Genomic DNA, 26,269 nt, shown 5'->3' with positions numbered 1-26,269 from the left:
ACCGTGAGCCGCCGGTTCGCGGTCACCCAGAAGGCGGTGCTGCTCGGCCCGGAGCCCGAGCGCCGCCTGCTGTTGCTGGAGAACGAGGACGGCGTCTGGGAGCTCCCCGGCGGGCAGCTCCGAGTGGGCGAACAGCCGGTTCCGGGGCTGCAACGCGCGATCCGCGACGCAACCGGGCTCGACACGGACGTGGGCGAGCCCGTGCTGAGCACCGCCTGGGAGATCGACGAGGGCGGCGCGTTCGCGACGATCTACCGCGCCCACAGCCCGACAGAGAGCGTGACGCTGGCGGGCGATCACGTCCGGGCGGTGTGGCTCGCTCCCGAGGAGGCCGTCGAGCGGAACCTGAACAGCACGCAGAAACGCGCGATCGAGCGGGCGGTGTTCTGACCATGGCCGAGGAGACGCCGACCATCACCGCACTCGACGACGAGACGGTCCAGCGCATCGCCGCCGGCGAGGTGGTCGAGCGCCCGGCGTCCGTCGTCAAGGAACTGGTCGAAAACAGCATCGACGCCGACGCCGACCGCGTCTCGATCGCGGTCGATCGCGGTGGGAAGGACGGCATCCGCGTCCGGGACGACGGCGTCGGCATGACCGCCGAGGAGCTCGACCTCGCGGTCCGGGACCACCACACCTCCAAGATCGGCGACATCGCCGACCTCGAAGCCGGCGTTGGGACGCTCGGCTTCCGCGGCGAGGCGCTCGCGGCGATCGGCGCGGTCTCCCGGACGACGGTCCGGTCGAAGCCCCGCGGCGGCGGGATGGGCCACGAACTCACCGTCGAGGGCGGCGAGATCGGCGAGCCCGAGCCCGCGGGCTGCCCCGAGGGGACCGTCGTCGAGGTCGCGGACCTGTTCTACAACGTCCCCGCCCGACGGAAGTTCCTCAAGACCGACGCCACGGAGTTCGACCACGTCAACACCGTCGCGACGCAGTACGCGCTGGCAAACCCCGGCGTCGCCGTCTCGCTGGAGCACGACGACCGCGAGGTGTTCGCGACCGACGGCACCGGGAACCTCCGCTCGACGGTGCTCTCGGTGTACGGCCGCGAGGTGGCGGAGTCGATGGTCGACGTGGAGTGGGCCGCAGAGGACGACGACGCCCCCGTCCACTCCGTGCAGGGGCTCGTCTCCCACCCCGAGACCACCCGCGCGGGCCGGGAGTACCTCTCGACGTTCGTCAACGACCGCTACGTCACCGCTTCGACGCTCCGGGAGGCGGTGCTCGACGCCTACGGCGGGCAGCTGGCGCCGGACCGCTACCCCTTCGCGGTGCTGTTCGTCGAGCTCGACCCCGCGACGGTCGACGTGAACGTCCACCCGCGGAAGCTGGAGGTCCGCTTCGACGACGAGGCGGGCGTCCGCGACGCGGTGAGCGAGGCCGTCGAGGAGGCGCTGCTGGCCGAGGGGCTGATCCGGACCTCCGCGCCCCGCGGGCGCTCGCAGGCCGACGAGACGCCGGTCCGGCCCGGCACCGACGACGACGAGGCGGTCGGCGGCGCCGGCACGCGCCACGAGGCAGCGAGCGGCGTCGGCGATCGAGGCTCGTCCGGTCGGACGCCGGCCGACGACAGCCTGAATCGACCTTCTGGCAGTGACACACCGACCGGGAAACCGGGAACCGAGTCGTCGACGAACTCGACGGCACCCTCGGGCGGCGTCCGGGACGGCGAGTCGACCGCGAACGAGTCGGCCGAAACCGAACTCGAGGACTGGCAGGACGAGTCGGGAACGGCCGACACCGACGAAGGAGCGACGACCGGCGACTCGGCGACCGACGAGCCGGACGACTGGTCGGTCGACCTCTCGGGGAACTCCGCGGCGTCGGCCGGGGGATCGCGTTCGCGGCCCGGCAGTCGGGACCGAACTGCCCGTGACGACACGCCGGACGCCGCCGACTCCCCGGAGACGGCCGCCCCCTCACGCGATCGCTCCGACTCCGGAACGGCTGAACAGTCCCGGACGGCGTCCGACCGATCGACGGACGACGGTCGTTCGTTCGCTACCGCGACCCAGCAGGCGCTCGGCGGGGGGACCGCCGAGGCCGGCGGGAAGTTCGACTCGCTGCCGACGCTGCGCGTACTCGGGCAGCTACAGGACACCTACGTCGTCGCGGAGACCGACGACGGGCTGGTGCTGATCGACCAGCACGCCGCCGACGAGCGCGTGAACTACGAGCGCCTCCAGCGGGAGTTCGACGGCGGGATGGCGAGTCAGGCGTTGGCGGCGCCGGTGACGCTCGAACTCACCGCCCGCGAGGCCGAACTGTTCGCGAGCCACGCCGACGCGCTGGGAGAGATGGGGTTCGAGGCCGAGCGGGTCGACGATCGTACCGTGGAAGTGACCGCGGTCCCCGCGGTGTTCGACGCGACGCTCGATCCCGAGCTTCTGCGGGACAGCCTCTCGGCGTTCGTCGCCGCGGGCGACGACGAGGCGGCGGTCGACGACGCCGTCGACGAGCTACTCGCGGATCTGGCGTGCTACCCGTCGGTGACGGGCAACACGTCGCTGACGGAGGGATCGGTGAGCGAACTGCTGTCGGCGCTGGATGACTGCGAGAACCCGTACGCCTGCCCGCACGGCCGCCCCGTGATCGTGGAGATCTCCGGCGAGGAGATCGGCGAGCGGTTCGAGCGCGACTACCCCGGACACGGCGGACGCCGGCGATAGGAGCCGGCGTCGGGCGTGGGGATCGCCATTGCGAGTAGCTACTGTTCGCCCAGTACGTCCGCCAACTCCTCGGCCACGTACGCCCCCAGCTCCGCCTTGCTGCCGGTGAACTCCGCGTACCCCTCGCCGCGCACCAGCAGCGCCCGGGTCTCGTCGGCGCCCATCACGCTCGCGTCGTTCGCGACGACGAAGGAGAGGCCGGCGCGGTCCAGAATCCGCCTCGCTTCGTCGACCAGTGCTTCGTCCCCGCCGGCGGTCTCGGCCTTGAACCCGACGATCGGGAGGTCGGGACGGGCGTCCCGCACGTCGTCGATCAGCTTCGGCGCCGGGGTCAGCGTCAGCGTGCGCTCCTCGCCGGACTTGATCTTCTCGTCGGCGGCGTCGACGGTGAAATCCGAGATAGCGGCCGCGGAGATCAGCGCGTCCCCGCCGACCGAGAGCGTCTCCAGCACGGCATCGCGCATCTCCGCCGCGCGTTCGACTTGCCGGACCGCGGCGTAGGGCACGTCGCCGCCGTCGTGGACGAGCGTCACGTCCGCACCCCGGACGTAGCAGGCCTTCGCGACCGCGCGGCCGGTCTTCCCCGACGCGCGGTTGGTGAGCGTCCGGATCGGGTCGACCGGTTCGCTGGTCGCGCCGGCGGTGACGACGACGTGCCGGCCGGCGAGGGAGTCGGGTGTCGTGGCGCGGGCGACCTCCGTGACGATCGCCGCCTCGGTCGCGATCTTGGCTTTCCCCTCCTCGATCCGCGGGTCGACGAACTGGACGCCCCAGGACTCGACGGTCTCGATCGCGTCGAGCACGCCCGGGTGGTCGTACATCGGTTCGTGCATCGCGGGCGCGATCACGACCGGCACGTCGGCGCCGAGGGCGGTCGTCGCGGTCGTCGTCACCGGCGAGTCGTCGATCGCGGCGGCGATCTTCCCGACGGTGTTGGCGGTACAGGGCGCGATCAGGAGCACGTCCGCCCAGCCGTCGCGGCCGCAGAGCTCCACGTGTTCGACCTGCCCGGTGAGTTCGGTGATCGGCTCGCGGCCGGTCGCGAACTCCACCGCCCACGGGTGGACGATCCCCTGCGCGCTCTCGGTCACGACCCCCCGAACGTCGGCGCCCTGCCGCCGGAGTTCGTGGGCGAGTTCGACGACTTTGACCGCCGCGATGCTGCCGGTCACGCCGAGCGCGACGTTGGCGCCTTCGAGCATTCCTCGGGAGATGGGACGCCGGGGGCTTAAACACCGCCCGCGCCTACCCGGGACCGTGTGTACGCTGACGCTCGCTTGGCAGGTGTTCGACGACGCGCCCGTGGCCGTGGCCGCGAACCGCGACGAGCAACGTGACCGGCCGTCCGAGCCGCCCACGCAGATCGAAGAGGATCCCACCGTGATCGCCCCCCGCGACGCGAGAGCCGGCGGGACGTGGCTGGGGTACAACGAATCCGGCCTGTTCGTCGGGATCACGAACCGCTGGACCGACGCCGACCTCGCGGGCGAGCGCTCGCGGGGGCTGCTCACGCGCGACGCGCTCCGGGAGCGGTCCGCCGAGGACGCGGCCGAGATGGTCGAGAACGCCGTCGAGGACGACGAGTACGCGGGATTCAACCTCGTACTCGCCGACGCCGACGCGGCGTACCTGCTGGAGTGGGACGGCCGACTGCTGGTCCGCGAACTGGAGCCCGGCGTCCACGTCGTCGTCAACGTCGGCGCCAGCGACGCCCCCGCGATCCCGGCCTCGGCCGCCGAACGCGGGCAGGCGCAGGCCGAGGACGCCGCGGCCGTCCGGACGGCGCTCCTCCCCGGGCCCGACGAGGGGAGCGACGCGTGGCTGGCCCGTGCGACGGACGTGCTCGGCGACCACGACTACGGCGTCTGTGTCCATCAGAACGGCTACGGAACGGTGTCGGCGTCGCTGCTCTCGCTCGGGACCGATGGAAAAGTCAGGTTCGAGTTCGCGGACGGGCCGCCGTGTGAGACGGCGTTCGAACCGGTCGACGCGGCGGTCGACGTGGATTCGGCGTAGGTCAGTTCGTTCTACCGGCGGAGCATCGCGCCCGCGGCACCACCGACGACGAGGCCGGCGGCGAACCCCGCGGCGGCGACTCGCCGGCGTCGTGCGGCGACTTCCTCCGGGAAGTACTCCTCGGTCAGATCGATCGTCCGCTCGGCCAGCCGGTGGCGCGCGGCGGCGGCCTCCTCGCTGTCGGCCGCTCGGGCCCGGAGCGCGGCGTACCGCCGTCGGAGTTCGTCGACGGCCATCTCGCTGTCGACGCCGCGGTCGCCCGCGTACTGCTGAACGTTGCTGAGTTCCATACCCCTACTTCGCTGTCAGTGGTGATAACTGTTGCGTGCAGAAGGACAGAAGATGGCACGGCCGTTCTGGAGAGTCAGAGCGGGAACCGAGCGATCGTCCGGTGTTCCGCGCCGTCGTCGCCGAGGATCGACCGCTTCAGCCGGAGCTCTTCGGCGGTGAAGCGGCCGACCGTGGGGTCGGTGTTCCGGAGGCGATCCTGCACGAGATTCTTGCCGCGGGCGTCGTTCATGCGGGCGAGTGTGACGTGGGGCGTGAAGGGGTTGTCCGCGTCGTCGAACCCTCGGTCGGTGGTCTCGGTTTCGAGTGCGGCGGCAAGCGCTTCGAGGTCGGCGGCGCCGTCGCGGACGCCCGCCCAGACCACCGAGATGTACTCCGGGGAGGGGAACGCGCCGAGGCCGCCCACTTCCATCTCGAACGGCGAGAGATCGGCCGCATCGACCGCCGCCGCGCCGGCGACTTTCGCGTCGGCGACGGTGGGCTCGTCGTCGGCCTCGTCCTCGGTCGGCACGTCTCCGAGGAACTTCATCGTCAGGTGAGCCTGCTCGGGGTCGGTGAAGCTGAGCCCTTCGGCGGCCGCGAGGTCGTCCTGTATCGCGGCGAACGGCTCCCGGAGGTCGTCGGGCAGGTCGATCGCGAAGAACAGGCGCATACCGGGGAGGCAGGCCCCGGCGACGACTAAGCGTTGGGGCTGGACGCGTAACCCTTACCCCCGACGACCGCGAACTCCGGGTAATGAGTGATAACCCCCGTGAGGACCGCGACCACCAGTTCTCGGAGGGTCAGGGACTCCCCGACGAGTTCGAGGAGTTCGACATCGATCCGCCCGAACTGAAAGTCGATCCCGGCGAGGTCGACCCCGTCGACACCCGGGTGCTGTCGGACCTGCTCGACGAGCGCAACATCGCGAAAGACGAGGTCGACACCGACCAGCTCATCGACGTGGGCGTCTCCTACACGAAGATCAACCGCTTCGAAGAGGCGACCGAGACGTTCGAGCGCGCCGCGCAGTACGCCGAGGACCCCCACAAGGAGCAGGAGGCCTGGGTGAACAAGGGCGCCGCCCACGCCGAACTGGAGGAGTACGACGAGGCCATCGGCGCGTACAAGGAGGCGATCGACATCGACGACGACTCCGAGCACGCCGCCACCGCCGAGACGAACCTCGCCTACGCACTCTGGGAGTTCGGCCAGAGCGAGGAGGCGCTGCGCCACGCCGAGAACGCGGTCGAGATCGACCCGCGCTTCGCGCAGGCGTGGTACAACCGCGGCTTCTTCATGCTCGAACGCGGGCTCGCCGAGGACGCCGTCGACTGCTTCGAGAACGCCCAGCGCCTCGGGATGAGCAACGCGGAGGTACTCGAGGAGAAGGTCCGCGCGCTCGAGGAAGTGGGCCGCGAGGAGGAGGCCGAGGAGGTCCGCCAGCGCGCCGAGGAGATGCGCGAGGAGGCCGAGCAGCAGATGGTCGAAGAGTTCTGATGCTGCTGCGCGAACGCGAGACCGAACGCGGGCTGCTCGTTTCCGTCTGTGACCCCGATCTGCTCGGGGAGACGTTCGAGGACGGGGAGATCTCGCTGACGGTCGAGGAGTCGTTCTACGGCGGCGAGCACGCCGTCGAGGCCGACGCCGACGCCGTGATCGACGGCCTGCGCCGCGCCTCGGTCGCGAACCTCGTCGGCGAGGAGTCGGTCGGCGTCGCCGTCGAGGCCGGCCTCATCGACGAGGCGACGGTGCTGGAGGTCGGGGAGACCCGGCACGCGCAGTTGTTACAGATCTGAGCGAACAGTTTCTCGGGGACGCTCACGTTTCGGGACCGTTTGCCGTCGCTCGCTTCGGGACCGTTTACCGTCGCTCGCTTCGCTCGCTTCGGGACCGTTTACCGTCGCTCGCTTCGCTCGCGGGGTTTCCGTTCCACGACCGCGGCTCGCGGGTCGTTTCACTCCCCGCTCGCTTCGGGACCGTTTACCGTCGCTCGCTTCGCTCGCGACGTTTCCCGGTCCCGCTACCGAAGGGGTGTTGGTCCTCCAGCACCACGTATCACGTAATGGCTACCCACGACTCGCCGGCGCTCGACGTCGACGCCATCCGCGAGGACTTCCCCATCCTCGACCGGAAAGTCGGCGGCGACGTGACCGTTCCCGGCCCCGACGAGGACGACGACACGCCGCTGTACTACCTCGACAACGCCGCGACCAGCCACACGCCGAAGCAGGTCGTCGAGGCGATGACGGAGTTCTACTACGAGTACAACTCCAACGTCCACCGCGGCATCCACAGCCTGAGTCAGGAGGCCTCCGTGGCCTACGAGCAGGCCCACGACCGCGCGGCCGAGTTCGTCGGCGCCGACGGCCGCGAGGAGATCGTGTTCACCAAGAACACGACCGAGGCGTTCAACCTCGTCGCCTACACGTGGGGGCTGACCGAACTCGAACCCGGCGAGAACGTCGTCACCACGCAGATGGAGCACCACGCCTCCCTCGTCACGTGGCAACAGCTCTGTGAGAAACAGGGCGCGGAGATCCGCTACGTCGAGATCGACGACGACGGCCGGCTGGACATGGACGACCTGCGCGCGAAGGTCGACGACGACACCGCGATGGTCAGCACGGTCCACGTCTCGAACACGCTCGGGACGATCAACCCCGTCTCCGAGATCACCGACATCGCCCACGAGCACGGCGCGCTCTCCTTTATCGACGGCGCGCAGGCCGTCCCCACGCGCCCGGTCGACGTGGGCGCGATCGACGCCGACTTCTACGCGTTCTCGGGCCACAAGATGCTCGGCCCGACGGGGATCGGCGTGCTGTACGGCAAGGAGCGCCTGCTCGAAGAGCTGCCGCCGTTCCTCGTCGGCGGCGCGATGATCCGCCGCGTGGAGTTCGAGAACTCGACGTGGGAGGACCTCCCCTGGAAGTTCGAGGCCGGCACGCCGCCGATCGCCGAGGCCGTCGGCTTGACCGCGGCGATCGACTACCTCGAAGACGTGGGGATGGACGCCATCGAGCGCCACGAGTCCGAACTCGCGGGCTACGCCTACGACCGGCTGAGCCAGTTCGACGACATCGAGATCTACGGACCGCGCGAGGAACGGGGCGGCCTCGTCGGCTTCAACCTCGACGGCGTCCACGCCCACGACCTCTCCTCGATCCTCGACGATCACGGCGTCGCCGTCCGCGCGGGCGACCACTGTACCCAGCCGCTACACGACGTGCTCGGCGTCCCCGCCTCGACGCGTGCCTCGTTCTACCTCTACAACCGAAAGGAGGAGATCGACGAACTGATCGACGCCGTCGACACCGCGCGCCAGCTGTTCGCGTAGACGACGTTGGTACTGGCGGCGGTGGCGCGAATGCGGAGCGCGCTCCGTCGCGCGACGGGCGCGAGGTCCTCGCGAGCAACGCGAGCGAGGGCACGAGAGAGCTTGCTCTCTCGGAGGACGAACGAGTGACCGTAGGGAGCGAGTCGGTTGGGGAGGCGTGTGGGCTGTACGGTCGGGTGGGACTGAAAGGGGCTGCCGGCTCGGCGAACCCGGACGTTGACGAGAGCGAAGCTCTCGTCTGCCAACCAGAAATCGGAGATTTCTGGTGACGAAGTAAGCACGCGAGCGAAGTGAGCGCGCACAGCGAGTCCCGGGAGCCGAGCCGGCAGGGGCTTTCACGGTGTTGCTGACACCGACAGAGACAGCCAAAACAGTAGTCCGGAATCGACGCCGACCGACGAAACTCTCCCCCACTCATCGACCCAATACCCCGGAACCCTTTTCCCCGGAAACCGTCTGTTTCGAGCCATGAGTGGCTCGGACATGTACCGCCAGCAGATCCTCGACCACTACAAGAACCCCCGCAACTACGGGGAGATGGCCGACCCCGACTTCTCCCACGTCGGGGAGAACCCCTCGTGTGGGGACACCATCCAGGTCGACGTGAAGCTGGCCGACGACGACGAGACGATCGAGGAGGTCTCCTTCAGCGGCGACGGCTGTGCGATCTCCCAAGCCGCGGCGTCGCTTCTGACCCAGGAACTGCCCGGCACGAGCATCGAGGAGCTCTACGAGATGGACACCGACGACATCGTCGACCTCCTCGGCGTCGACATCTCGCCGATGCGGATCAAGTGCGCCGTGCTCGCCCGGCAGGTCGCCCAGGACGGCGCGAAGCTCTACCGCGGCGAGATCGAGGAGAAAGACCGCACGATCACCGAAGAGTAGTCGGTTATCGGAACTGATACCGGAAAATGACAGAATCAGAACTTCTCAAAACCGCCGAACGGGGGGCCGATTCCCGTCGAGAATGGCGGTACGTTTTTGAAAGGCCGTCTCATTCCCGATAACGAATGGCCTCGGACGAGATCATCGAGGTGCTCGGGAACAAGTACAACCCGGAGATCCTCGAAGCGGCGGACGAGCCCAAGTCCGCACAGGAGCTCTCCGACCAGCTCGACGTGCCGATCGCGACCTGCTACCGCCGGATCGAGGAGCTGACGGAGGCGAACCTGCTCGAACTCCACGACCGGCCGCTCTCGGAGGAGCACCGGCGAATCAAGGTGTACCGTCGCTGCGTCGACGAGGTGTCGATCGACTTCCGGGACGGGCTGAGCGTCGAACTCGAACAGCGCTCGGACGTGACCAACAAGCTCGACGAAGTCTGGCGGCGGATGTCCCAGAGCTAGAACTGCGGCCGCTCCTCGCTGCCCATCATCGAGAAGCCGCCCGCTCGCTCGTAGACGGTGATGCCGCCCTCGCCGATCTCCATCGGGAAGATGTCGGTGTTGATGTCCTGTTTGCGCATCTTCGCGACCCAGACGTAGCGGTTCACGCCGTTGTCCGTCGGCGTCTGGATGAAGTAGATGTTACCGTCGGTGAGGAAGTTCTCCAGCCCGATCTCGGTCTCGGGGAACACCGCGCCCTGCTCGTTGATCAAAAGCGAGGTGAGCCCGTTCTTCTTGAGGATGTCCGAGAACTTCAGCAGGTACGTGCGGTTCTCCTTCTCGTCGTCGAAGAAGAGGCTGAACATCGTCAGCGAGTCGAGCACCAGCCGGTCGTACGTGGTGCCCGCGAAGTCCTGCAGCAGGCGGTCGATCGCGGTGTTGAAGTCCTCCTCCCGGAGCATCGTCGACTTGTCGTACACCTTGATGTCGCCGCGCTCGACCATCTCGCCCCAGTCCTCGAACCCGACAGACTCCGCGGCCTGTCTGATGTCCTCGGCGTTCTCCTCGAAGGAGATGTAGATCCCCTTCTCGTCGAACTCTTTCACCCCGGTGTGGAGGTACTGGATGCCGAAGATGCTCTTGCCCGTGCCGGGGTTGCCGCTGACCAGGACCGTCGAGTTCTCGACGATACCGCCGTTGAGAATAGAGTCGAGACCGTCGACGCCGGTCTCGGTCACGTCGACCATGAGTACGGTGTGATAGCGGTGCCGGGGGAATTAAGCCCACCGGGTCGCCGGCCGAGGGCGTCGCGAACCCGCGGCACCGACCGACGATCGCACGACGGTAAAGTTAACTCAAAGCGGCCGAAGGGGTAGGACCATGAGCGAGGCGGGCACCGACGCAGGGGCGCGGGATGGATCCGACGACGCGGCCGACGTGCGGGTGTTGATCGTCGAGGACGAACGGGACGTGGCGGAGCTCTACTCTAGCACCGTCGGGGCCGCGGGGTACGACGTCGACGTCGCGAACAGCATCGACGCCGCGTCGTCGATGATCGACGAGCGGTACGACATCGCATTGCTCGATCGCCGGCTCCCCGACGGCCACGGCGAGGACCTGCTCGCGGAGATCCGCGACCGTGAGATCGACGTTCGGGTCGGGATGGTGACCGCCGTCGAGCCCGACTTCGACATCGTGGAGATGGGGTTCGATCTCTACGTGCTCAAGCCGCTCTCCCAGAGCGACCTGCTCGACGCCGTCGAGCGCCTCGAGACCCGGAGCCAGTACGACGATCGGCTCCAGCGCACCGCGTCGCTCGCCTCCAAGCGCGCGACGCTCGAAGCCGAGAAACCCCACGAGGCGCTCGAACGTAACGACCAGTACCAGCAGCTGACCGCCGAGCTCGCCGAACTCGACGACGAGCTCGACCGGATCACCGACCAGCTCGACACCGAGGACTACCGACAGCTGTTCGAGGACATCGGCGCCTAGTCGCCGAGCTGCTCGCCGACGATTCGGTCCGCTTCCGCGAGGAACGCGTCCCGCTTCTCCCGGGGGATAGTCGCCCCCGCAGCCACGTCGTGACCACCGCCGCCGCCCCCGACCGCGGCCGCCGCTTCTGACATCACGACCGAGAGATCCAGCCCGTCCCGGACGAGGAAGCCGCTGCCCCGGGCGGACACTTTCAGCTCCTCGTCGTTCTCTTGGGCGAACGCGACGATCGGCTGATCCCGGCGGATTCCCTCCGCGCCCAGCGCCATCCCGGCGATGATGCCGACGATCGTCTCGCGGATGTGGCTGCCGGCGTCGAACCACTGGAGATGGTCCTCGTGTTCGACGCCCTCGGTTTTCACCCACTCCAGCCCCTCCGAGAGGTTCCGGCGGTGGGTCCGGAGGAGCCGGCGGGCCTCGTCCAGCGCCTCGTCGCGGTAGCCCAGACAGACCGCCAGCCCCACGTCCGCGCGCTCGTATCGCGCGGTGGCGTTCAGCACCGTCGAGAACTCGCTCACGTCCCGAAGCTCGGTGCCAACCTCCTCGTCGGCGAGCGTGTACGTCGTCGTCGTGACACCGTTGACGCGCTCGGGCGGCACGCCGCGGGAGATGGCGTGACGCATCAGCGCGCTCGCGACGGTCTGTCGCTCCTCGAAGGAGAGATCCACCCAGCGCCGCCAGTCGCCGTCGACTTTCAGGTCCACGTCCAGCCCCGAGAGGAACCGGATCGACCCCTCCTCGTCGCCCGAGATGCCCGGGATCCGGAGTTCGCTGGCGTACTCGAGCAGTTTGGGCAGCGGGCGCGTCTGCCGCCCGTACAGCGAGATGTCCGTCACCTCCTCGATCGCGCCGGCCTCGACGCCCTCGACGACGATCCCCTCGTTCGCACCGACCAAGCCGCCGTCAGTGTCCTGCATGTCGCCGACCGCGCCGACCACGGCCAACGCTGCGAGGTCGCGGTTGTCGACGCTCTCGGGCTCCATCGCCCGGGCGAGCACGTACGTCGCGCCGGCGCCCGACAGCTCCGACGCGCCGTCGATGTCGAACAGGAGTGGGTTGAGGTGGTGGTCGATCTCGGGCGGCTCTTCACCCTCCTCGCCGGTCGCCGGCTGGTGGTGGTCCGCGACGACGGCGTCGAACTCCCCGGCCTGCTGGTGGGGGACGATGTCGTCTAGTTGGCCGCTGCCGAAGTCGGTGAACAGCGCGACGTCGTGGTCGGTCGCGGCGATCCGCTCGATCGCGGCGGCGTCTAACTGCTTCTCGAAGGTCGTCTCGAAGGGGATCCCGGCCCGATCCAGCGCGGTCGCGGCGATCGCGCCGCTGGTGAGCCCATCGGCGTCGATGTGGGAGGCCAGCACGACGGAGTCGGCGGCCAGCAGGCGGTCGGCGCAGGCGGCCGCACGCTCGGCCATCGCGGGGACGGGATCGCTCATCGCTCTGGTGGGAGTGGGTGCGCTCCCGGGTTTAAACTCTCGCTTGCGGGTGAGCGTGCGAGAGTGGAAAAACTCCGCGAGCGAAGCGAGCGGCGCTCAGTCGTCCGGGACGACCTCGGGCGAGCGAAGCGGTTCGGGGTCGCCGTCCAGCGTCGCGAGCACCATCGCCGCCGTCAGCACGGCGAGGCCGGCACAGATCAGGTACTCCATCCCGACGCCGATGGTTGAGGCCAGCGGGAGCGCGATCAGCGGCCCGATCGTCGAGCCCATGTCGCCGAACACGTTGTAGACGCCGCCGAGCTTCCCGACGTCCTCGCCGGGCGCGATGTCGCCGAGGTACGCTAGCAGCGGCGGCCCCGTCCCGCCGACGCCCACGCCGATCATCGCGACGCCGACGACGATACCCGTCACGGTCGGGACGACCACGAGCAGCGCGAACCCGGCCGCCAGCAGGCCCAGCGCGGGGAGCACGGTGTACGTCCGCGAGGAGAGCCTGTCCGAGAGGCGGCCGACGACCAGCGTCGTCAGCGACATCGCGAGCACGGAGACGGCCATCACGATGCCGCTCACGCCGGTCCCGGCCAGCGAGCCGAGCGAGATATCGTACTCGTTCGTGTACAGCACGACCGTCGAGAGCAGGATCCCGGCGTAGAGGAAGCGCACCGAGAGGTTGGTGGCGCCGATCCCGAGCACCCGCGCGTCGGCGCGCACGACCGCCGGGAGGTCACGCAGGCGGGTCGTCGTGGTCGCGCTCCCACGGACGTTCGGGAGCACGACGAACGCGACGACGGCCGCGAACAGGCCGGCGGCGCCGGCCGTCGCGAACGCCTCGCTGTAGCCGTACACGTCCGTCAGCAGTCCGCCGAGGATCAGTCCGACCGGGAACCCGAGGCTCTGCCCGCCGCGCATGTACCCGACCCACTTCCCGCGGTTCTCCGCGGTCGTGACGTGGGTGACGGTGGTGAACGCGCCGACGAACACGAACGCCGAGCCCACGCCCCAGCAGGCCCGGGAGAGGAAGAAGATCGCTGCGCTGGAGAGGGGGACCGGCCCGGGGTCGAGCGCCAGCACGTAGCCGAACGGCACCAGCCCTTGGACGAACAGCCCGACGAGCATCGGCTTCCGCGTGCCGATGCTGTCGAGCACCTGCCCCGCCGGCGTCGCCATCAGCAGCCGCGTGAAGCGGTTGACCGAGAGGATCAGCCCCACGACGAACGAGGAGATACCCAGCACCGTCCCCAGCGTGGGCAAGGTCGGGAACGCGACGCCGCCGCCGACGCCGCCGAAGAACACGCCGGCAATCACCGCGCCGACGACGACCGGGATGCTGGGGTCCTCGTCGTCGATCGCCGGCGTGGAGAGCGTTGGAAGCCGCACCGCTTACCAGGCGTACTCCTCGCGCGGGTCAGTCGCGTCGGCGGCGCGGTCGAACACGTGTTCGCCGTCGACGAACACGTGCTGGGTGCGCGTGTCGACCCGCCAGAACTCGCCGTCCCAGACCGCCACGTCGGCGTCCGTCCCCGGTTCGAGCGTGCCCACGCGATCCTCGATGCCGAGGATCTCCGCGGCGTTGGTGGTCACGGCGTCGAGCGCGGCGTCCGGGGGGAACCCCTCCCGGACCGCCAGCCCGACACAGACGTCGAGGTGCTGCTGGGGCAGGATCGGCGCGTCGGTCTGGATCGCGACCTTCACGCCGGCGTCGTGGAGGATTCCGGGCGTCTCGAAGGTGATGTTGCGGAGCTCGTACTTCGATGCCGAGGAGAACGATGGCCCGACGACCGCGGGCACGTCGCGCTCGACGAACTCCTCGGCCATGGTGTGCCCCTCAGTCGCGTGCTCGATCGAGAGATCCTCGATGCCGAACTCGTCGGCGATCCGGAACACGGTCCGGATGTCGTCGGCGCGGTGGGCGTGGACCCGCAGCGGGAGGTCGCCCGTGAGCACGCGGGCGAGGTTTTCCATTCCGATGTCGCGCTCGAACGCCTCGTCCTCGCCGGACTTCTCCTTCCGGTCGAGGTAGTCCTCGGCCGCGGTGAACTGCTCGCGGAGCGTGGCGGCGACGCCCGGCCGGGTCGAGGGCTGGCGCCCCTCCCGCTCGCCGTGGAACCGCTTGGGGTTCTCGCCCATCGCGGCCTTCATCCCGTCCTCCTTGATCAGCATCTCGTCGGCCTGATCGCCGTACGTCTTCATCGAGACGATCACGCCGCCGATCACGTTGCCCGACCCCATCCGGCTGGAGACGCTGGTGACGCCGTTCTGGAACGCGTGTTTGAGCTCCTCGTCGCGGGGGTGGAACCCGTCGAGCGCGTTCACGTGGGGCGTCGTCGCCGACGTGCCCTCGTTGAAGTCGCTGTCCTCGGGCTCGGCCCACTCCGCCATCCCGGCGTGGGAGTGGGCGTCGACGAGGCCGGGCGTGACGTGGGCGCCGTCGACGTCGATCTCCTCGGCATCGCTCGGCGCGTCGACCTCGCCGACGTCGGCGATCTTCCCGTCCTCCATCAGCACGTCGCCCTCGATCGTCCCGCGCTCGGTCTGCGTGTGGACGATCCCGTTGCGGATGACTCGCATACTCGCGAGTCGCTGCGGGGAGACAAATGGTTTCGGTTCGTAGCAGCCTGTGCCGCGGCGCCGGCTGGTCCCCACGCCGATCGCTATGCGACAGGGTCGCACGGTCGGAGTAGAATTAAGTAGGATGCCGACAGAGGGTTTCACAGGTCGAACGATGCGCGTCCCGACATCCCACTCCATGCTCACAGCGTCCAATAGCTGTGAGTCTGGGTCTACCGGAGCGGACCGGTTCGGGTATGTCGGGATTATCGCACTCGTATGCCCGCAGGTTCGGTCCGGTCGGCTCGCAGCGTGAATCGGTTCACGGCGGCCCGGTCGGTGCGAACCTGCACTCTCCTGGAGCCGTCTGTTCACGTTGTGGGCCAACTCCCACGGGAGCTGGTCCCCCAGCACGTTCGAGTCGTGGTGGGAGCATGCGATGAGCACCAAAAGCTCCGAAGGGTCGGCGGTTCGCCGCCAGCCCGTCGGCGTGGCCTGTACAGTGAGCGTCCCACGGAACGCGGCCGGCGACCTCGAAGCCGGCGTGCGCGACCGCCTCAGCGGCGCCGACGGCGTCGACGCCGTCGAGACGGTCGACCTCGAAGGCATCCGACCGGGGCTGAACGACCTGACGGTCACCGTCTCGGCGTCGTTGGTGGTCGACGATCCCGGCGACGCCGGCCGGCGGTTGGAGGAGCGGTTCGGCGTCAGCGACGTGGAGGTGGAGTTGCGAACCGGGCCTCCCTAGCAGCCACTGCGAGTGAGCGGTGACGACCTCCGTGTCGTCACCGACGAACTTGATGCCGTGGCTGTGCGTCGCTGAACTACGGTGATCGAATACGGGCGACGGATCGCCCGTTGCGTCACCCACCTCTTTTTCCCGTCGTCTCCGGCTGCCCAGCGCCGCCGAGGAAGGGCAAGGTAGTTACCCGTTCCGCCCCCGACTCCGCCCATGAGCGTACTCGAGGACGCCCGTGCGGTCGACGCGGTCGGCGGGGTCTGTGACGCCTGTCTGGGTCGGGCTTTCGCCGACCGGAGCTTCGGCCTCACGAACCGCGAACGGGGCCGGGCGCTGCGGACCACTATCGGCCTCGCGGACGACGAGCCACCGGAATCCGTCGATTCGGCCGACTGCTGGGTCTGTGAAGGCTACTGCGACGAGTTCGACGAGTGGGCCGAGCGCGCCGCCGCCGAAGTCGAGGACGTGGAGTTCGAGAGCTACCAGGTGGGCACTCGCCCGCCCGCGCTGGTCGAGGAGAACGAACGAATGCTCCGGGAGGACGCCGGCCTCGACGCCGACGCCGGCGAGGCGTTCAAAAGCGAGTTCAACCGCGAGGTGGGGAAACGCGTCGGCCGGCTCACCGACACGGAGGTCGACTTCGAGCGCCCGGACGTGCAGTTCCTGCTCGATCTCGGCGAGGACGAGGTGACCGCGGAGATCAACTCCGCGTTCGTCTACGGCCGCTACCGGAAGCTGGAGCGCGGCATCCCGCAGACGAAGTGGCCGTGTTCGGCCTGCAACGGCAGCGGTCGACAGGGCCGCGAGCCCTGCGAGGAGTGCGACGGCTCGGGCTACCGCTACCCCGAGAGCGTCGAACAGCTCACCGCGCCCGTCGTCGAGGACGTGATGGACGGCGTCGGGGCGACGTTCCACGGTGCGGGCCGGGAGGACGTCGACGCCCGGATGCTCGGCACCGGCCGACCGTTCGTGATCGAGATCGAGGAGCCCCGCCGCCGGACGGTCGACACCGACCGCCTCCAGTCGGACATCAACGCCTTCGCGGAGGGGAAAGTCGAGGTCGAGGGGCTGCGCCTCGCGACCCACGACATGGTCGAGCGCGTCAAGCGGCACGACGCCTCGAAGCGATACAGCGCGCAGGTCAGCTTCGACGAGCCGGTCGACGCCGAGTCGTTCGCCGACGCGCTCGCGGAACTGGACGGCGCGACGATCGAACAGGAGACGCCCAACCGTGTCGACCACCGGCGCGCGAGCAAGGTCCGGACGCGGGACGTGTACGAGATCGAGGGCGAACTGGAGGACAGCAACACGGCCACCGTCGAGGTCCACGGTGCAGGTGGGCTCTACATCAAGGAGCTGATCTCCAGTGACGAGGGCCGTACGACCCCCTCGCTCGCGGGGCTGCTCGGCGTCGGCGCCGAGGTGACTGCGCTGGACGTGCTCCGGGTCGACGGCGAGTCCGAGCCGTTCGAGAACGCCGCGTACTTCCGGGACTGATGGTCGTCGGCGCCGACGAGGCGGGCAAGGGCCCGGCGCTGGGGCCGATGGTCGCCGGCGCGGTCCGTGCCGACCCGGACGATCTCCCCGCGGGGCTCGCGGACTCCAAAGAGCTCAGCGCAACGCGCCGGGAAGCACTCGCTGCCGAACTCCGCGAACACCCCGACATCGCGGTCGCCACGGCTGCGATCGAACCGGCGCGAATCGACGCCCCCGACACGGACATGAACGGGCTCGGCGTCGCCGCGCAGGCGGAGGCGGTCGCGGCAGTCGCGGAGGCGGGCGACGACGTGCTCGCCGACGCCGCCGACACCGACGAAGCGCGGTTCGGCCGACGGCTTCGGGACGCGGTCGCCGAGGCCGGAACCGAGGTCGACGTGACGGCCGAGCACGGCGCCGACGAGACCCACGCGATCGTCTCGGCCGCAAGCGTCGTCGCGAAGGTCGAACGCGACCGCCGGATGGCAGAGATCGACCAGCGCTACGAACGCGAGGTCGGGAGCGGCTATCCGTCGGACCCGACGACGCGGGCGTTCCTCGCGGGGTACGTCGAGGAACACGGTGAACTGCCCGCCTGTGCGCGGGCGACGTGGACGACGTGTGAGGACGCGCTCGCGGCCGCCGAGCAGTCCGGGCTGAGCGACTTCTAGCTCTCGCTCTCGAAGACCAGCGACAGCCGCTGCCGGTCGATTTCGCGCGTGTTCTCGGTGTCCGCGTACATCTCTTCGGGCGTCCAGAACCGAAGATCGCTGGCCTCTTCGCCCGGATCGAGTTCGCCGCGGGCGTCGTCGTAGGCGAGCAGATAGGTGAGCATGTAGTAGTGGTAGCCGCGGTGGGTGCTGTGTGGTGCCGAAAGCAGCGTGAGGTCGTCGGCGTCGGCACGCAGTCCCGTCTCTTCTTCGAGCTCCCGGACCGCACCGTCCCGCGGCGACTCGTCGTACTCCGGGTGGCCGCCGGGCAGCGTCCACTCGCCGCCGGTCGCCCACTCGCTGTCGCGCTCGGCCTGCTGCATCAGCAACACGGCGTCGCCTCGACGGACGAACACGCCCGCGGAGGGGACGGCGTTCCGGAAGAACGGCCGCTCACACTCGGGACAGTACGCACGCTCGCGGCCGTGGACCTCGCGATCGATCAGTTCGGCGCCGCACTGATGGCAGAACTGGGGTTCGACGGCGACCATGGGCTTCGTTCGCCCGGCGGACGGATAGCGGTTCGCCCGGTCAGCGGAACGGCGGAAGCTTCCACGCGTACGCCCCCAACCCGAGCAGCGCGCCGACCCACAGGAGGAACACGACCGTTATCGGGACGTTCAGCACCAGCAGCACGCCGGCGAGTGCGGGGAGCACGAGGAAGCCGAACAGCAGGCCGCCGCCGATCTGGCTCAGGGCCCGGACCGCGCCGCGGAGCTCCTCCCGGACCGCCTGCCGGACCGCGGCCTCGGTCTCCGGGTCGAGATCGTCGGCGTCGCCGCTCGTGGAGGACATATCTCCCCCTTGGGGGGAGTCGAAGAAAAGTGTTTGCCCGCTTAGTGCTCGCCGGTCAGCAGCGAGCGCAGGATGTCGCCGTACGCGGGCCGCGTGACCAGCACGCCGACCAGCACGCCGAGGATCGTGAAGATCGCGAACCCGCGGAGCTGGCCGAGCGAGAGTACCGCCAGCGGCGACAGCGCGACGATCGTCGTCGCGGCCGCCGCACCGATCACCCAGAACGCCTTCCGGAAGCGGCTCTGGAACACGCGCTGGCTGCTCACCTCGCCCTCGCTCATCACCTCGTCGGCGATGATGATCAGGTCGTCAACCCCGGTCCCGATCGCGGCGACGAAGCCGGCGATCACCGAGAGATCGATCGGGTAGCCGAGCGCGGCGGCGGCGCCCATCAGCACCACCACCTCCGAGAGCGCGGTGACGATCATCGGCCCCGCGACCTCGATCCGGCGGTAGCGCGCGAACACGACGCCGCTGACCGCCAGCACCGCCGCGATTCCGGCGATCAGCGAGTCGGTCTTGAAGCGATCGGACTGGGAGGGGTCGACGTACAGCATCGAGTTCGAGTCCAGGTCAAGCTGGGTCGGCAGCGCGCCGGCGCGGAGGTTGATCGCGACCTCCTGTGCGGTCGAGAGGTTCCGGGTCGTCAGCCGGAACCGCGGGTCGTCGGCCCACTCGCCGGTCCGCATCGGCCGGGCGAGCCCGGACTCGACGCCGAAGGCGTTCAGCACCTGCCCGTCCTGCACGACCAGGATACACGGCTCGGTCCCGTTGGGGTTGTCCCGGTACGTACACCGAGTGCCGCCCTCCTGTGCGAGGCCGGTGTCGACGAACCCCTGCTGGACCTCTTGGGCGCTCCCCTCGGCGACGACGACGCTGACCTCGGCGCCGCTGTTCTCGCCCGGTAGCCGGCGGGCGTTGCCGACCTGCCGGAGGTCCTCAGCGTCCATGACGGTGGTCCGGACGTACGCCCCGCTCTCGTTCTGGTGGTACGCCTGGATCAGCACCTGCCCGCGGGACTCGATCAGGTCACGCACCGCGCTCTGGTTGGCGTTGGGCACCTCGACGACGATCACGTCGCCGCCGACGGTGCCGACGGTCCCGCCGGAGAGGCCGGCCTCGTTGACCTTCTGCCGGAGGACCGTCACCGCGGTCGCCTGCGTCACTTCGGAGACGCGGTCGGCGGTGTCCTCGTACTCGTAGCCCGCCGCGTTCAGCGCGCTCCCGAGTTGGGCCGCGGTGACGTTCGTGGTCCGGACCTCCACCACGGTCGTCCGCTGGGTGATGTCGCCGTACTCGCCGGGGTAGCGGACCGCGATGTCCTCGGCGGTGGCGTTCTCGAGTTCGCCGGCGACCTGCTCGCGGACCGCCGATGTCTCGGTGCCGTTCGGAACGTCGACGCCCGTCGCGTGCACGCCGACGAGCGGCGCCTGAATCCGGGTGCCGCCGGAGAGCTCGATCCCGTACTGGAGGTTGGTGATCCCGCCGCTCTCGGCCACGTCGCCGTCAGTACCGCCGGCCTGCGTCGTGGGCGCGAGCGTCGGGGAGAACAGCGCGAACACGCTCGCGAGCACGATCAGGACCAGCAGCACGACCCGCCAGTTCGACTTGATCGTCGCCCACGTCCCGCCCTCGTCGCGAGCCATCAGCGGTTCACCCCCTCGAACTTCCACCAGCGAAGCAGCGACATGTTGAGCATGTAGGTGTTCAGCAGGTCCGTCGCCAGCCCGAAGACGAGGATCAGCCCGATCGAGGAGAGCAGGCCGATCCCGAACGCGGTCGCGACGATCGTCATCACGAGCATCGCGGCGATGGAGGTCAGCGTCATCGTGATCCCGGTCTCCATCGCGCGGTAGGCCGACTCGTAGAACCCGCCCTGTCGCCGCAGGACGTGGTTGTTGAGCAGGATGTCGGAGTCGACGGAGTACCCGATGATCATGAGCAGCGCGGCGACCGAGCCGAGCGTGAGCGGGATGCCGAGCACGTTCATCAGCGCCACCGGGACGACGATGTCCGAGAACGCCGACAGCACGACGGCGATGCTCGGGACGAACGTCCGGAACATCGCGAACACCAGCACGCTCATCCCCGCGAACGCGACGGCGACGCCGCCGATCGCTTGCATCTGAGCTTCGTTCCCGAACGTCGGGGAGGTCCCGTCGACCGACTCCACGTCGAAGCCGGCCTGTTGGGCCTGTTGCTCCAGCCGCGCGCTGTCGGTTTCGGGGCCGTACGTCACGATGAAGCGGTTACTGTTCGCCACCGGCTGGATGTTGGCCGGGTCGGGACCGATCTCCGTGCGGATCTGTTGCTGTGGGTTCTCGCCGTCGACGGCGAGGCGCATCTCCGTCCCGCCGGTGAACTCGACTCCCAGATCGACTGGCGCCCCGGTCGTGAGCCAGACGCCGCCGATGATCAGGAGGGCCACCAACAGCACCGCGAGCGGAACCGCCACCAACTGCCGGTTCGAGTAGTCGGCGTAGTCCACCTCCGGGAGCCCGAAGGGGAGATCCACGCCGGGCACTCACCTCACCTCCCGGACGAACTGATTCATACCGCCGAGTTCCCCACGCGTCCCGAATAAGCCTTCTCTTACCGATCGCTACCGAACGGGCGTCGCCGCCTACCCCTGTCCGACCATCGAGTCCTCGTCCGCCCACTCCTCCTCGCGGAGTTCGTACTTCTGGACCTTCCCGGTCGCGGTCGTCGGGAGCTCGGTCACGAACTCCACACGTCGAACCGCTTTGTAGCTGGCGAGGTTCTCGCGGGTGAACGCGACGAGGTCGTCCGCGGTGACGCCCGGATCCTCGGGATCGCCGGACTCGGGGACGACGAACGCCTTCGGCGTCTCGCCCCACTCGTCGTGTGGCGACGGGATGACTGCGACGTCGCTCACCTCGGGGTGGTCGAACAGCGTGTCTTCGAGCTCGATGCTGGAGATGTTCTCGCCCCCGGAGATGATGATGTCCTTCTTCCGGTCCTGAATCGAGAGGAACCCGTTCTCGTCGACGACCGCGAAATCACCCATGTGATAGTAGCCTTCGAGCCGCTCGTTGAACGCTTCCTCCGTGGCGTCGGGCTTGTTCCAGTACCCCTCCATCACCTGGTTCCCGCTGACGACGATCTCGCCGATCGTCTCGTCGTCCCACGGGACGTCCTCGCCGTCCTCGTCGACGACGCGGACCTCGGTGCCGAGGAAGCCGATCCCTTGGCGTTTCTTGAGCGAGTAGCGGTTCTCGTCGTCGAGGAGTCGCCCGGCTTCGGACGTGGTGATCAGGGGGCCGGTCTCGGTGGCACCGTAAACGTGCACGAGCTCCCAGTCGAACTCCTCCTCGACGGTGCGGATGGTCGCCTCGGGCGGCGCACTCCCGGCGGTCGCGGCGCGAACGTCGGCGCTCCCGGTGGTTTCGATATCGTTGTCTGCGTAGTAGTCCTGGAGCATGTTCAGGACCGTCGGCGCCGCACAGAGGTAGGAGACGTCCTCGGCTCGGATGGTCTCGAAGATGTCGGCGGCGTCGACGCCGCGGGTGCAGACGTGGGTCGCGCCGGCGCCGGTGATCGAGAAGATGTGGCCCCAGCCGTTGACGTGGAACATCGGGAGCGTCCAGAGGTACGTGTCGGTGTCGCGGATGTTCTGGTGGTAGGAGACGAGGTAGGAGTGCAGCGTCTCGTTGCGGTGCGTGCGGCAGACGCCTTTCGGATCGCCCGTCGTCCCCGACGTGTAGTTGATCGTGATGACGTCGCTCTCGTCCATCGTCGGCCGGTCGTACGACGCCGACGTGTCCGCGAGCCGGTCGTCCACGTCCTCCCAGTCGCCGTCGACGGCGGCCGCATCGTTCGTGAGGAACGTCTCGACGGGAACGTCGTCCCGCACCGCTTCGATCTTCTCGGCGTACGCGTAGTCCGCGTAGATGGCGGTGACGCCGGCGTCGTTCAGGATGTACTCGAAGTCCTCGGGCGTGAGGCGGTAGTTGAGCGGGGTGTGGACGGCGCCGATCTGCATCGCGCCGTAGGCGGCTTCGAGGTGGTAGTGGGTGTTCGGGTCGAGGACGGCGACGCGGTCGCCCTTCTCGACGCCGCGTTGCTGGAGGAGTGCGGAGAACCGGTCGACGCGGTCGCCGAGCTCGTCGTACGTGTAGCGCTCGCCCGTGGTCGCAACGACACCAGTCTCGTCGCCGTAGTAGTTTCGTGCCCGATCGAGAAAGTCCGTGACGAGGAGTGGTCGCTCCATCTCTGGGTTATCCAATCAACGTTCGTGACATAGTCTTTCGGGTCGGGACGACTCCCGGACGGAGCCAACGTTGATACGTGGTCGGATCCATACGCAGCACGATGCTGCTTCAGTCCGGGCTGCTCGGCCCAGAGACGCTTCCCCTGCTGCTGGTCGCGGCGGGGATCGCGCTGTCGATCGCGGAGGCGCTAGCCCCGGGGGCTCACTTCGTCGTCGTCGGCGTCTCGCTGCTCGGGGCGGGGCTGGTCGGCCTGCTGCTCGGCCCCGTCGCGACGCCGTTCGTGCTCGCCGGGCTCGTGCTGCTGTTCGGGATCGTCACGCTGTACGGCTACCGCGAACTCGACATCTACGGCGGCAAGGGACAGGCCCAGACTAGCGACTCCAGCGACCTGAAGGGGCAGACCGCCCGTGTCACTTCGCGTGTCACGCCCAGCGAGGGCGAGGTGAAAGTCGACAACGGCGGCTTCAACCCCTACTACTCCGCCCGCACGCTGGAGGGCGAGATCCCCGAGGGCGAGGAGGTGATGGTGATCGACCCCGGCGGCGGCAACGTGATCACCGTCGAGTCGCTGGGCGCCGTCGAGGGGAGTATCGACCGCGAGCTCGAGCGCGCTCGGGCGGAGAACGCCCGCGAGGACGCCGAGGACGAACGGCCGGCGGACGTGGCCGAGGACGCCGAAACCGAGGGTGACCCGACCGCCGACGACGCCGGGAGCGACTCCGGCTGGACCCCACGGCCCGACGCCGCGGACGACACCGACGAGGAGCGCGAGACCGAGACGAACTGAGCACCGGGCGAGGCCGCCGCCTGTCGGTTTTTCAGGGGAACTATTAAGCCACCAACACCCCAACCCGAGGGTATGGTTATCGCACCCCTCCAGGCGGGCGCCGTCACCGGCGTCGTCGGCCTGCTGTTCCTTCTCGTCGTCATCGCCGCGGTCTGGCAGGCCGTGGAGATCGTCGACGCGACGGAGAAGAAGGCCCTCACCGTGTTCGGCGAGTACCGCAAACTGCTCGAACCGGGGATCAACTTCATCCCCCCGTTCGTCTCCCAGACCCACGCGTTCGACATGCGGACGCAGACGCTCGACGTACCCCGACAGGAGGCGATCACCCGGGACAACTCCCCGGTCACCGCCGACGCCGTGGTGTACATCAAGGTGATGGACGCCCGGAAGGCGTACCTCGAAGTCGACGACTACAAGACCGCCGTCTCCAATCTCGCCCAGACGACCCTCCGTGCGGTGCTGGGCGACATGGAGCTCGACGACACGCTCAACAAGCGACAGGAGATCAACGCCCGGATCCGCAAGGAGCTGGACGAGCCCACCGACGAGTGGGGGATCCGCGTCGAGTCCGTCGAGGTCCGCGAGGTCAACCCCTCGAAGGACGTCCAGCAGGCGATGGAGCAACAGACCTCCGCCGAGCGCCGCCGCCGCGCCATGATCCTCGAAGCGCAGGGGGAGCGACGCTCCGCCGTCGAGGAGGCCGAGGGGGAGAAGCAGTCCAACATCATCCGCGCACAGGGGGAGAAGCAGTCCCAGATCCTCGAAGCGCAGGGTGACGCCATCTCCACCGTCCTCCGGGCGAAGTCCGCCGAGTCGATGGGCGAGCGGGCGATCATCGACAAGGGGATGGAGACGCTGGAGAACATCGGGATGGGCGACTCCTCCACGTTCATCCTGCCTCAGGAGCTCACCTCGCTGGTCGGGCGCTACGGCGAGCACCTGACCGGCAGCAACGTCCAGGAGAAGGAGAGCCTGAACTCGCTGGACTTCGACGAGGAGACCCGCGAGATGCTCGGCCTCGACGACATCGAGGACATCCTCGGGCAGATCGACGAGGCCGCCGAGCTCGACACCGACGCGATGGAGGAGGAAGCCGAGAAGATCATGTCCGGCGACACCGAGCCCGACATCCAGTCCGCCGACGACGTGGTCGCGGAAGCCGACGAGGAGATGGGCGACGTCGAGATGGAGAGCGAGGAGTCCGGCTGACCGGCGGATCACTCTCACGAATCGGCAATCCTCTCATAATTTTCAAGAGTTATATACCGGCCGGATAGTAACGGGTAATCATGAAGCGACGTAGCTATCTTCGGACCGCGGGCGTCGGCGCGGCGGCGCTGCTTGCCGGCTGCTCCGCCGAGCCGGTGGATACCGAGACCGACACCGCGACCGACGCGAGCACCGATACGGGGACCGGAACGCCGGTCGGCACGACCGAGGGGACGCCGACGCTGCGGGTCGGCACGTACACCTCGTTCATCGACGCACCCAGCACCAGCCCCGGCGAGTGGGTCAAAGAGCAGTTCGAGGCCGAACACGACGCCACACTGGAGTGGTTCGCCCCCGACGGCGGCATCGACTACTTCCTCCAGCGCCGCAATCAGGGCGTCACCGTCGACACCGACCTGTTCGCCGGCCTCACGCCGGAGAACATGGTCCGGGCCGACGACAACCTCGAGGAGGGGGACTCGCTGTTCGACGCGGTGGACCCCAGCGCCATCTCGAACGCGGATCACATCGTCGAGGAGTACCAGTTCGACCCGCAGGGGCGGGCGTTCCCCATGGGGGCGGCGTACATCAGTCTGGTGTACAACCAGAACATGCTCGACGAGCGCGGCGTGAGCGGCCCCGAGACGTTCGAGGACCTCACGACCGACGACTACAGCGACGCGCTGCTGATCCCGAACCCACAGAACAGCGAGACCGGGCTGGAGTTCCTGTTCTGGACGATCAACGAGTACGGCGAGGACGGCTACCTCGACTACTGGCAGCGCCTCCTCGACAACGGGGCGCGTATCCTCGAAGGCTGGGGCGCCGCCTACGGCGCCTACAGCGAGGGCGAGGCGCCGGCGGTGGTCTCCTACTCGACGGATCAGGTGTTCGCCGACATGTCCGACGCCGACATGGCCGAACACCAGATCGGCTTCCTCAACGGCGAGGGGTACGCCTACCTCGAAGCGATGGCACGGTTCTCGGACACCGACCAGCCCGAACTGGCCGAGTCGTTCATGTCGTTCATGCTCCGCCCCGAGATTCAGGCCGAGGTCGCCCAGCGCAACGTCGCGCTGCCGGCCGTCGACAACGCCGAACTCCCCGAGAAGTTCGACGAGCTGACGCCCGAACCCGAGACGGTGGTCTCGTTCGACTACGATCGACTCTCCGGCAACGTGGACACGTGGCTGGACGAGTGGTCCCGACAGGTCGCCTCACAGTAGC

General features: G+C 68.7%; 27 protein-coding genes. 15 read left to right on the top strand and 12 right to left on the bottom strand.

Annotation, left to right across the window (positions count from 1 at the left end; genetic code table 11):
• Window positions 1-3: 3 nt before the first annotated feature.
• Both ACQUSM_RS07835 and mutL read left to right on the top strand, forming a co-directional pair.
• The gene (locus tag ACQUSM_RS07835; RefSeq protein ID WP_435117445.1) at window positions 4-390 is read left to right on the top strand and encodes an NUDIX domain-containing protein; all 387 of its coding nucleotides are present in this window, start codon (window positions 4-6) and stop codon (window positions 388-390) included.
• A 2-nt stretch (window positions 391-392) separates the two neighbouring features.
• Entirely contained in the window at window positions 393-2,672 is a 2,280-nt protein-coding gene (mutL, locus tag ACQUSM_RS07830; RefSeq protein ID WP_435117443.1) for a DNA mismatch repair endonuclease MutL, read from the top strand.
• Between the two features lie 38 nt (window positions 2,673-2,710).
• Here the strand turns inward: mutL and coaBC are convergent, their stop codons facing one another.
• The gene (gene coaBC / locus ACQUSM_RS07825) at window positions 2,711-3,874 is read right to left on the bottom strand and encodes a bifunctional phosphopantothenoylcysteine decarboxylase/phosphopantothenate--cysteine ligase CoaBC (RefSeq protein ID WP_435117441.1); all 1,164 of its coding nucleotides are present in this window, start codon (window positions 3,872-3,874) and stop codon (window positions 2,711-2,713) included.
• Window positions 3,875-3,929: 55 nt separating this feature from the next.
• Here coaBC and ACQUSM_RS07820 point away from each other — a divergent pair, with 55 nt between their 5' ends.
• On the top strand, window positions 3,930-4,688 hold the full coding sequence (locus ACQUSM_RS07820; protein ID WP_435117439.1) for an NRDE family protein: 759 nt from the start codon (window positions 3,930-3,932) through the stop codon (window positions 4,686-4,688).
• An 11-nt stretch (window positions 4,689-4,699) separates the two neighbouring features.
• On the opposite strand, the gene ACQUSM_RS07815 is transcribed toward ACQUSM_RS07820, so the two are convergent.
• Together ACQUSM_RS07815 and thpR are read right to left on the bottom strand one after the other, a co-directional pair.
• Window positions 4,700-4,978 (bottom strand): hypothetical protein, encoded by a 279-nt coding sequence (locus ACQUSM_RS07815; RefSeq protein WP_435117437.1) that lies wholly within the window; start codon window positions 4,976-4,978, stop codon window positions 4,700-4,702.
• 74 nt (window positions 4,979-5,052) lie between these two features.
• Window positions 5,053-5,628 (bottom strand): RNA 2',3'-cyclic phosphodiesterase, encoded by a 576-nt coding sequence (gene thpR, locus ACQUSM_RS07810; protein WP_435117435.1) that lies wholly within the window; start codon window positions 5,626-5,628, stop codon window positions 5,053-5,055.
• Between the two features lie 83 nt (window positions 5,629-5,711).
• Between thpR and ACQUSM_RS07805 the strand changes: the two genes are divergently transcribed.
• The 5 genes from ACQUSM_RS07805 to ACQUSM_RS07785 all read left to right on the top strand — a co-directional run bounded on the left by ACQUSM_RS07805 (window position 5,712) and on the right by ACQUSM_RS07785 (window position 9,644).
• Window positions 5,712-6,455 (top strand): tetratricopeptide repeat protein, encoded by a 744-nt coding sequence (locus ACQUSM_RS07805; RefSeq protein ID WP_435117433.1) that lies wholly within the window; start codon window positions 5,712-5,714, stop codon window positions 6,453-6,455.
• Entirely contained in the window at window positions 6,455-6,754 is a 300-nt protein-coding gene (locus ACQUSM_RS07800; RefSeq protein WP_435117431.1) for a DUF424 domain-containing protein, read from the top strand. The genes ACQUSM_RS07805 and ACQUSM_RS07800 overlap by 1 nt, the downstream gene beginning before the upstream one ends.
• 266 nt (window positions 6,755-7,020) lie before the next feature.
• Window positions 7,021-8,295: an aminotransferase class V-fold PLP-dependent enzyme gene (locus ACQUSM_RS07795; protein WP_435117429.1), complete on the top strand. Its 1,275-nt coding sequence runs from the start codon at window positions 7,021-7,023 to the stop codon at window positions 8,293-8,295.
• 468 nt (window positions 8,296-8,763) lie between these two features.
• Window positions 8,764-9,183, top strand: a complete 420-nt coding sequence (locus ACQUSM_RS07790; protein WP_435117427.1) for an iron-sulfur cluster assembly scaffold protein — start codon at window positions 8,764-8,766, stop codon at window positions 9,181-9,183.
• Window positions 9,184-9,308: 125 nt separating this feature from the next.
• Window positions 9,309-9,644, top strand: a complete 336-nt coding sequence (locus ACQUSM_RS07785) for an ArsR/SmtB family transcription factor (protein WP_435117425.1) — start codon at window positions 9,309-9,311, stop codon at window positions 9,642-9,644.
• Here the strand turns inward: ACQUSM_RS07785 and ACQUSM_RS07780 are convergent.
• Window positions 9,641-10,369 carry an RAD55 family ATPase gene (locus ACQUSM_RS07780; protein ID WP_435117423.1) on the bottom strand — a complete coding sequence of 243 codons (729 nt, stop codon included), beginning with the start codon at window positions 10,367-10,369 and terminating at the stop codon, window positions 9,641-9,643. The two genes, ACQUSM_RS07785 and ACQUSM_RS07780, sit on opposite strands and share 4 nt — an antisense overlap.
• Before the next feature lie 133 nt (window positions 10,370-10,502).
• Here ACQUSM_RS07780 and ACQUSM_RS07775 point away from each other — a divergent pair, with 133 nt between their 5' ends.
• Entirely contained in the window at window positions 10,503-11,114 is a 612-nt protein-coding gene (locus ACQUSM_RS07775; RefSeq protein WP_435117421.1) for a HalX domain-containing protein, read from the top strand.
• On the opposite strand, the gene ACQUSM_RS07770 is transcribed toward ACQUSM_RS07775, so the two are convergent.
• From ACQUSM_RS07770 to ACQUSM_RS07760, 3 genes are all read right to left on the bottom strand, one after another.
• Window positions 11,111-12,547 carry a DHHA1 domain-containing protein gene (locus ACQUSM_RS07770; RefSeq protein WP_435117419.1) on the bottom strand — a complete coding sequence of 479 codons (1,437 nt, stop codon included), beginning with the start codon at window positions 12,545-12,547 and terminating at the stop codon, window positions 11,111-11,113. The genes ACQUSM_RS07775 and ACQUSM_RS07770 overlap by 4 nt on opposite strands.
• Before the next feature lie 96 nt (window positions 12,548-12,643).
• Complete coding sequence (locus tag ACQUSM_RS07765) at window positions 12,644-13,924, bottom strand: MFS transporter (protein WP_435117417.1); 1,281 nt, start codon at window positions 13,922-13,924, stop codon at window positions 12,644-12,646.
• A gap of 3 nt (window positions 13,925-13,927) precedes the next feature.
• The gene (locus ACQUSM_RS07760) at window positions 13,928-15,115 is read right to left on the bottom strand and encodes an amidohydrolase (RefSeq protein ID WP_435117415.1); all 1,188 of its coding nucleotides are present in this window, start codon (window positions 15,113-15,115) and stop codon (window positions 13,928-13,930) included.
• Between the two features lie 418 nt (window positions 15,116-15,533).
• Between ACQUSM_RS07760 and ACQUSM_RS07755 the strand changes: the two genes are divergently transcribed.
• From ACQUSM_RS07755 to rnhB, 3 genes are all read left to right on the top strand, one after another.
• On the top strand, window positions 15,534-15,842 hold the full coding sequence (locus tag ACQUSM_RS07755; protein ID WP_435117413.1) for a hypothetical protein: 309 nt from the start codon (window positions 15,534-15,536) through the stop codon (window positions 15,840-15,842).
• Between the two features lie 204 nt (window positions 15,843-16,046).
• Window positions 16,047-17,330, top strand: coding sequence for a tRNA pseudouridine(54/55) synthase Pus10 (locus tag ACQUSM_RS07750; protein WP_435117411.1), 1,284 nt, complete (start codon window positions 16,047-16,049; stop codon window positions 17,328-17,330).
• Window positions 17,330-17,980, top strand: a complete 651-nt coding sequence (gene rnhB, locus ACQUSM_RS07745; protein WP_435117409.1) for a ribonuclease HII — start codon at window positions 17,330-17,332, stop codon at window positions 17,978-17,980. Before ACQUSM_RS07750 ends, rnhB begins: the two co-directional genes overlap by 1 nt.
• On the opposite strand, the gene ACQUSM_RS07740 is transcribed toward rnhB, so the two are convergent.
• The 5 genes from ACQUSM_RS07740 to ACQUSM_RS07720 all read right to left on the bottom strand — a co-directional run bounded on the left by ACQUSM_RS07740 (window position 17,977) and on the right by ACQUSM_RS07720 (window position 23,045).
• Entirely contained in the window at window positions 17,977-18,510 is a 534-nt protein-coding gene (locus tag ACQUSM_RS07740; protein ID WP_435117407.1) for an NUDIX domain-containing protein, read from the bottom strand. The genes rnhB and ACQUSM_RS07740 overlap by 4 nt on opposite strands.
• A 40-nt stretch (window positions 18,511-18,550) precedes the next feature.
• On the bottom strand, window positions 18,551-18,814 hold the full coding sequence (locus ACQUSM_RS07735) for a hypothetical protein (RefSeq protein WP_435117405.1): 264 nt from the start codon (window positions 18,812-18,814) through the stop codon (window positions 18,551-18,553).
• 41 nt (window positions 18,815-18,855) lie between these two features.
• Window positions 18,856-20,460, bottom strand: a complete 1,605-nt coding sequence (locus tag ACQUSM_RS07730; RefSeq protein ID WP_435117403.1) for a preprotein translocase subunit SecD — start codon at window positions 20,458-20,460, stop codon at window positions 18,856-18,858.
• Complete coding sequence (gene secF, locus ACQUSM_RS07725) at window positions 20,460-21,329, bottom strand: protein translocase subunit SecF (protein WP_435117401.1); 870 nt, start codon at window positions 21,327-21,329, stop codon at window positions 20,460-20,462. Before secF ends, ACQUSM_RS07730 begins: the two co-directional genes overlap by 1 nt.
• A gap of 108 nt (window positions 21,330-21,437) precedes the next feature.
• Entirely contained in the window at window positions 21,438-23,045 is a 1,608-nt protein-coding gene (locus ACQUSM_RS07720) for a long-chain-fatty-acid--CoA ligase (protein WP_435117399.1), read from the bottom strand.
• Between the two features lie 101 nt (window positions 23,046-23,146).
• Here ACQUSM_RS07720 and ACQUSM_RS07715 point away from each other — a divergent pair, with 101 nt between their 5' ends.
• From ACQUSM_RS07715 to ACQUSM_RS07705, 3 genes are all read left to right on the top strand, one after another.
• Window positions 23,147-23,833, top strand: a complete 687-nt coding sequence (locus tag ACQUSM_RS07715; protein ID WP_435117397.1) for an NfeD family protein — start codon at window positions 23,147-23,149, stop codon at window positions 23,831-23,833.
• Between the two features lie 72 nt (window positions 23,834-23,905).
• The gene (locus ACQUSM_RS07710) at window positions 23,906-25,042 is read left to right on the top strand and encodes an SPFH domain-containing protein (protein ID WP_435117394.1); all 1,137 of its coding nucleotides are present in this window, start codon (window positions 23,906-23,908) and stop codon (window positions 25,040-25,042) included.
• Window positions 25,043-25,122: 80 nt separating this feature from the next.
• Window positions 25,123-26,268, top strand: a complete 1,146-nt coding sequence (locus ACQUSM_RS07705) for a thiamine ABC transporter substrate-binding protein (RefSeq protein ID WP_435117392.1) — start codon at window positions 25,123-25,125, stop codon at window positions 26,266-26,268.
• Window position 26,269 lies beyond the last annotated feature (1 nt).

Source organism: Halolamina sp. C58, assembly GCF_051195095.1.
Lineage (GTDB): Archaea > Halobacteriota > Halobacteria > Halobacteriales > Haloferacaceae > Halolamina.
Note: the sequence above shows the minus strand (reverse complement) of the source record. Positions and strands in the feature narration are given on the sequence as shown.

Coding starts and splice junctions, on each gene's coding strand:
- mutL (WP_435117443.1), top strand. CDS start 393: ATGGCCGAGGAGACGCCGACCATCACCGCACTCGACGACGAGACGGTC.
- coaBC (WP_435117441.1), bottom strand. CDS start 3,874: ATGCTCGAAGGCGCCAACGTCGCGCTCGGCGTGACCGGCAGCATCGCG.
- ACQUSM_RS07815 (WP_435117437.1), bottom strand. CDS start 4,978: ATGGAACTCAGCAACGTTCAGCAGTACGCGGGCGACCGCGGCGTCGAC.
- thpR (WP_435117435.1), bottom strand. CDS start 5,628: ATGCGCCTGTTCTTCGCGATCGACCTGCCCGACGACCTCCGGGAGCCG.
- ACQUSM_RS07805 (WP_435117433.1), top strand. CDS start 5,712: ATGAGTGATAACCCCCGTGAGGACCGCGACCACCAGTTCTCGGAGGGT.
- ACQUSM_RS07800 (WP_435117431.1), top strand. CDS start 6,455: ATGCTGCTGCGCGAACGCGAGACCGAACGCGGGCTGCTCGTTTCCGTC.
- ACQUSM_RS07795 (WP_435117429.1), top strand. CDS start 7,021: ATGGCTACCCACGACTCGCCGGCGCTCGACGTCGACGCCATCCGCGAG.
- ACQUSM_RS07790 (WP_435117427.1), top strand. CDS start 8,764: ATGAGTGGCTCGGACATGTACCGCCAGCAGATCCTCGACCACTACAAG.
- ACQUSM_RS07785 (WP_435117425.1), top strand. CDS start 9,309: ATGGCCTCGGACGAGATCATCGAGGTGCTCGGGAACAAGTACAACCCG.
- ACQUSM_RS07780 (WP_435117423.1), bottom strand. CDS start 10,369: ATGGTCGACGTGACCGAGACCGGCGTCGACGGTCTCGACTCTATTCTC.
- ACQUSM_RS07775 (WP_435117421.1), top strand. CDS start 10,503: ATGAGCGAGGCGGGCACCGACGCAGGGGCGCGGGATGGATCCGACGAC.
- ACQUSM_RS07770 (WP_435117419.1), bottom strand. CDS start 12,547: ATGAGCGATCCCGTCCCCGCGATGGCCGAGCGTGCGGCCGCCTGCGCC.
- ACQUSM_RS07760 (WP_435117415.1), bottom strand. CDS start 15,115: ATGCGAGTCATCCGCAACGGGATCGTCCACACGCAGACCGAGCGCGGG.
- ACQUSM_RS07755 (WP_435117413.1), top strand. CDS start 15,534: ATGAGCACCAAAAGCTCCGAAGGGTCGGCGGTTCGCCGCCAGCCCGTC.
- ACQUSM_RS07750 (WP_435117411.1), top strand. CDS start 16,047: ATGAGCGTACTCGAGGACGCCCGTGCGGTCGACGCGGTCGGCGGGGTC.
- rnhB (WP_435117409.1), top strand. CDS start 17,330: ATGGTCGTCGGCGCCGACGAGGCGGGCAAGGGCCCGGCGCTGGGGCCG.
- ACQUSM_RS07740 (WP_435117407.1), bottom strand. CDS start 18,510: ATGGTCGCCGTCGAACCCCAGTTCTGCCATCAGTGCGGCGCCGAACTG.
- ACQUSM_RS07735 (WP_435117405.1), bottom strand. CDS start 18,814: ATGTCCTCCACGAGCGGCGACGCCGACGATCTCGACCCGGAGACCGAG.
- ACQUSM_RS07730 (WP_435117403.1), bottom strand. CDS start 20,460: ATGGCTCGCGACGAGGGCGGGACGTGGGCGACGATCAAGTCGAACTGG.
- ACQUSM_RS07720 (WP_435117399.1), bottom strand. CDS start 23,045: ATGGAGCGACCACTCCTCGTCACGGACTTTCTCGATCGGGCACGAAAC.
- ACQUSM_RS07715 (WP_435117397.1), top strand. CDS start 23,147: ATGCTGCTTCAGTCCGGGCTGCTCGGCCCAGAGACGCTTCCCCTGCTG.
- ACQUSM_RS07710 (WP_435117394.1), top strand. CDS start 23,906: ATGGTTATCGCACCCCTCCAGGCGGGCGCCGTCACCGGCGTCGTCGGC.
- ACQUSM_RS07705 (WP_435117392.1), top strand. CDS start 25,123: ATGAAGCGACGTAGCTATCTTCGGACCGCGGGCGTCGGCGCGGCGGCG.